Origin of the sequence: Ilyobacter sp., assembly GCF_041583315.1 — a bacterium.
GTDB lineage: Bacteria > Fusobacteriota > Fusobacteriia > Fusobacteriales > Fusobacteriaceae > Ilyobacter.
Genome location: NZ_JBFHGC010000285.1, coordinates 1 through 3,743, shown reverse-complemented (window position 1 = coordinate 3,743; position 3,743 = coordinate 1). Strand labels below are relative to the sequence as shown.

Annotated in this window: 4 protein-coding genes; all 4 read left to right on the top strand. The window is 35.2% G+C overall.

Translation table 11 applies throughout. The features are described 5' to 3' along the window. Positions 1–337: 337 nt before the first annotated feature. A complete protein-coding gene (locus ABZA26_RS09960) occupies positions 338–1,093 on the top strand; it encodes an EFR1 family ferrodoxin (RefSeq protein WP_372714371.1) in 756 nt (251 codons plus the stop codon). Between the two features lie 181 nt (positions 1,094–1,274). After that, positions 1,275–1,763 (top strand): NAD(P)H-dependent oxidoreductase subunit E, encoded by a 489-nt coding sequence (locus tag ABZA26_RS09955; RefSeq protein WP_372714370.1) that lies wholly within the window; start codon positions 1,275–1,277, stop codon positions 1,761–1,763. Between the two features lie 180 nt (positions 1,764–1,943). After that, complete coding sequence (locus ABZA26_RS09950; protein ID WP_372714369.1) at positions 1,944–2,195, top strand: hypothetical protein; 252 nt, start codon at positions 1,944–1,946, stop codon at positions 2,193–2,195. A 16-nt stretch (positions 2,196–2,211) separates the two neighbouring features. Then, a partial coding sequence (locus tag ABZA26_RS09945; RefSeq protein WP_372714368.1) for an NADH-ubiquinone oxidoreductase-F iron-sulfur binding region domain-containing protein occupies positions 2,212–3,743 on the top strand: 1,532 nt, incomplete at its 3' end.

The following is a 3,743-nucleotide window of genomic DNA, read 5'->3' as shown; positions in this document are numbered from 1 at the left end:
AGTTATCGTTGTACGGATTGCTACCATAAGACATCCTGAAACTGACAAAAGAAAAAATACTGCAAGGACACTGAGCATTTTTTTATTGGGAAGAAATCTATTTGATAAAATCATTTTATCACCAATCCTAAAAAAAATAAGTGAGTTAACATTAGAATCATATAAATATTTATACCAAAAAAAAATGGAAATACCTGTCCATGAGAAATTTATATAAAATTATAAATTAAATTACTTAAAACTTTGCATAAGTTGAATTATTAGATTAGAATTATATTGTGTAGGGTATAATCAGTTTTTTATTAATAACTTTAAGGAAATATTATGGAGGAGTTTTATGGAAAGAGGTTCTATATATTATTTCTCAGGAACTGGAAACAGTTATTATACTGCAAAACTTTTGGGTGAGAAGCTCAGTCTGTCGGTAGAGAATATAGATATGAAAAATATTCCCAGGGGGAGTCAGGAATATGTGGGGATTGTATTTCCTGTATATGCTTTCGGCCCTCCGAATATTGTAAAAAAGTTTATAGAAAAACTAGAGGGCTTAGAAGGGGGGTATATTTTTGTAGTTGCCACTTATGGAGGACAGTGCGGGCCTACAATGAATATAACAGAAAAATTGCTTAAAAAATCAAGAATGCAGCTGAATTATGCTGGAAAAGTAAAGTTTCCAGATAATTATATTTTAAGTTTCAAAGTCCCTGAAGAATCTAAACAAATGGATATGTTAGAAGGGGCTCACAGAAAGATAAATATTATGGCAAAGGAGATTTTAAATAAAGCAGTCAGAATAGAGAGTGAGAAATTTCCATTTAATCTTATCCCGGAAAAAATACATTTCTGGTCAGCAAGCAGATTTAGAAAAATGGGAAAAGAGCTGAAAGCAGATTCTAAGTGCACCCTCTGTGGTTTATGTGTAAGAAACTGTCCTGTAAATAACATAAAGATGATAGATAAAAAAATAGTTTTTGGAGTTGTATGTGAACTTTGTCTCAGATGTATCCATACCTGTCCAGAAGAATCCATAAACTACAAAAATAAAACCCAGGGGAAAAGACGTTATTTAAACCCCAAAGTTTATATGGATTAAAGGCAGTATTTATGGTCAAAAATATAAATAAACTTGTAATGTAATGTTATTTTTTTAAATTATTTTTTGATTTTTTTAATTTTATAATTGATTTTATTTGTGATTTACGGTATTATTTGACTAGTATACGAACACAACATTGTTACAATATTAACATAATATAATGAAAGGGAGGATGAAGATGTCTTGTAAAAACCAGCTTAAGGAAGAGTGCTTCAAACAGTTAGATGAGTTTATCTTAAATCTTGATGATAAACAAGGGGCATTAATCACAGTACTTCACAAGGCGCAGGAAATATTCGGTTATTTACCGAAAGAGATTCAGTCATTTGTAGCAGAAAGATTGGATTTACCGCTAGCCAAAGTTTACGGAGTTGTCAGCTTTTATTCATTTTTCACAATGACTCCAAAAGGGAAATACCCTGTTTCTGTATGTATGGGAACTGCTTGTTATGTAAGGGGAGCAGGAAAGGTACTAGAGGATTTCCAGAAGCAATTAGGGATTGAAGTGGGAGAAACTACTTCAGACGGAATGTTTTCAATCGACGCATTAAGATGTGTTGGAGCATGTGGACTTGCACCAGTTGTTCTTGTGGGAGAAGATGTTTTCGGTAAAGATGAAGCCAAAGACGTAAAAACAATATTAAGCACTTATAAAGCCAAAGGGTAAGGAGGTTCTCTTATGTCAAAAAAGATAGCATCTTATGAAGAGCTTTTAAAAAAGAACAAAGAGTGTGAAGCTCTTATCGCAGTAAGAAAAAAATGAGAAGAAGTAGATCTTGAAAGTGTCAAGGTCGCTAAAATAGGAATCGGGCAGCCTACGCCTGAAGCCAAGAAACTTGCAGATGAAGTGGCAATAGAGATAATTAATCATCTCAAAATTTGTAATGTCGAAGATGTAGCCGTTATACAGACAGAATTTTATGGATACTCTGGAGAAAAACCAACTCTGGAAATAATTATACCTAAAATGGGGAATGTTGTTTTTGGCAACGTAACACCTCAGGAAGCTGTGGAACTGGTGCAGAAATATATTCTAGACACCGAGAAAATAAAAGATTTTCTCGTAGATAATGACGGAAATAAAAAGTGTAATCATTAATTTAGGGGGTAATTAGATGTCAGATAAAAAGCACGTCCTAATTTGTGGAGGTACAGGATGTCTTTCTTCCAAGAGCAGACAAATTGCGGATAATATCAACACTGTCCTTAAAGAAAAAGGGATGGAGGATCAAGTAGAGGTAGTATTAACTGGATGTTTCGGTTTCTGTGAAAAAGGACCGATTGTAAAAATAATGCCTGAAAATACATTCTACGTTGAGGTAAAGCCTGAAGATGCTGGAAGAATAGTGGAAGAAGACTTAATAAAGGGAGAAAAAATAGAAACTCTACTTTATAGAGATCCGAAAACTGGAAAAAGAATTCACGAAGGTGAAAACATGGAGTTCTATAAGAAGCAGATGAGAATAGCTCTCAGAAACTGCGGTCTTATTGATCCTGAAAAAATAGAGGAATATCTAGGTAACAGAGGTTACATGGCATTAGGAAAATGTCTCAATGATATGAATCCTCAAGAGGTCATCGATGAGATGAAGCTATCTGGTCTCAGAGGAAGAGGTGGGGGAGGATTCCCTACAGGTCTTAAATGGCAATTTGCTGCGAATAATGCTGCAGATCAAAAATATGTTGTATGTAACGCAGATGAAGGAGATCCGGGAGCATTTATGGACAGATCCATACTTGAAGGAGACCCTCATTCTGTTATAGAGGCTATGGCTATCTGTGGATATTCAACAGGTGCAAACAAAGGTCTAGTATACATCAGAGCAGAGTATCCTCTAGCAATCAACAGACTTAAAAAAGCTATGAGTGATGCCAGAGAGTACGGACTTTTAGGAAAAGATATTCTTGGATCAGGTTTTGATTTTGATATAGAGATCAAATACGGTGCAGGAGCATTTGTATGTGGAGAGGAAACTGCTCTTATCCATTCTATGGAAGGAGAAAGAGGAGAACCTACATCTAAACCTCCTTTCCCTGCTGAATCTGGATACTGGGGAAAACCAACAAATGTTAATAACGTTGAAACCTTTGCAAATATTCCTGAAATCATCTTAAATGGTGGAGAATGGTTTAAAGGTATAGGAACTGAAAAATCTGCAGGAACAAAAGTATTTGCTCTTGCTGGAAAAATAAACAATGTAGGACTTGTAGAAGTACCTATGGGAACTACTTTAAGAGAAGTAATTTTTGAAATCGGTGGCGGAATCTCAGACGGTAAGAAATTTAAGGCCGTTCAAACAGGAGGACCTTCTGGTGGATGTCTGACTGAAAGAGACTTGGATACTCCGATTGATTTTGATTCTCTTTTAGCAAAAGGATCTATGATGGGATCTGGTGGAATGATCGTAATGGACGAAGATAACTGTATGGTTGCAGTTTCTAAATTCTACCTTGAATTTACAGTGGAAGAATCTTGTGGAAAATGTACTCCATGTAGAATAGGGAATACAAGACTACACGAAATCCTTGATAAGATTACAAAAGGTAAAGGTACTCTGGAAGACCTTGAATTGCTAAAAGAATTATCTGAGACTATTAAAGACACATCTCTTTGCGGACTTGGGCAAACATCTCCAAACCCAATACT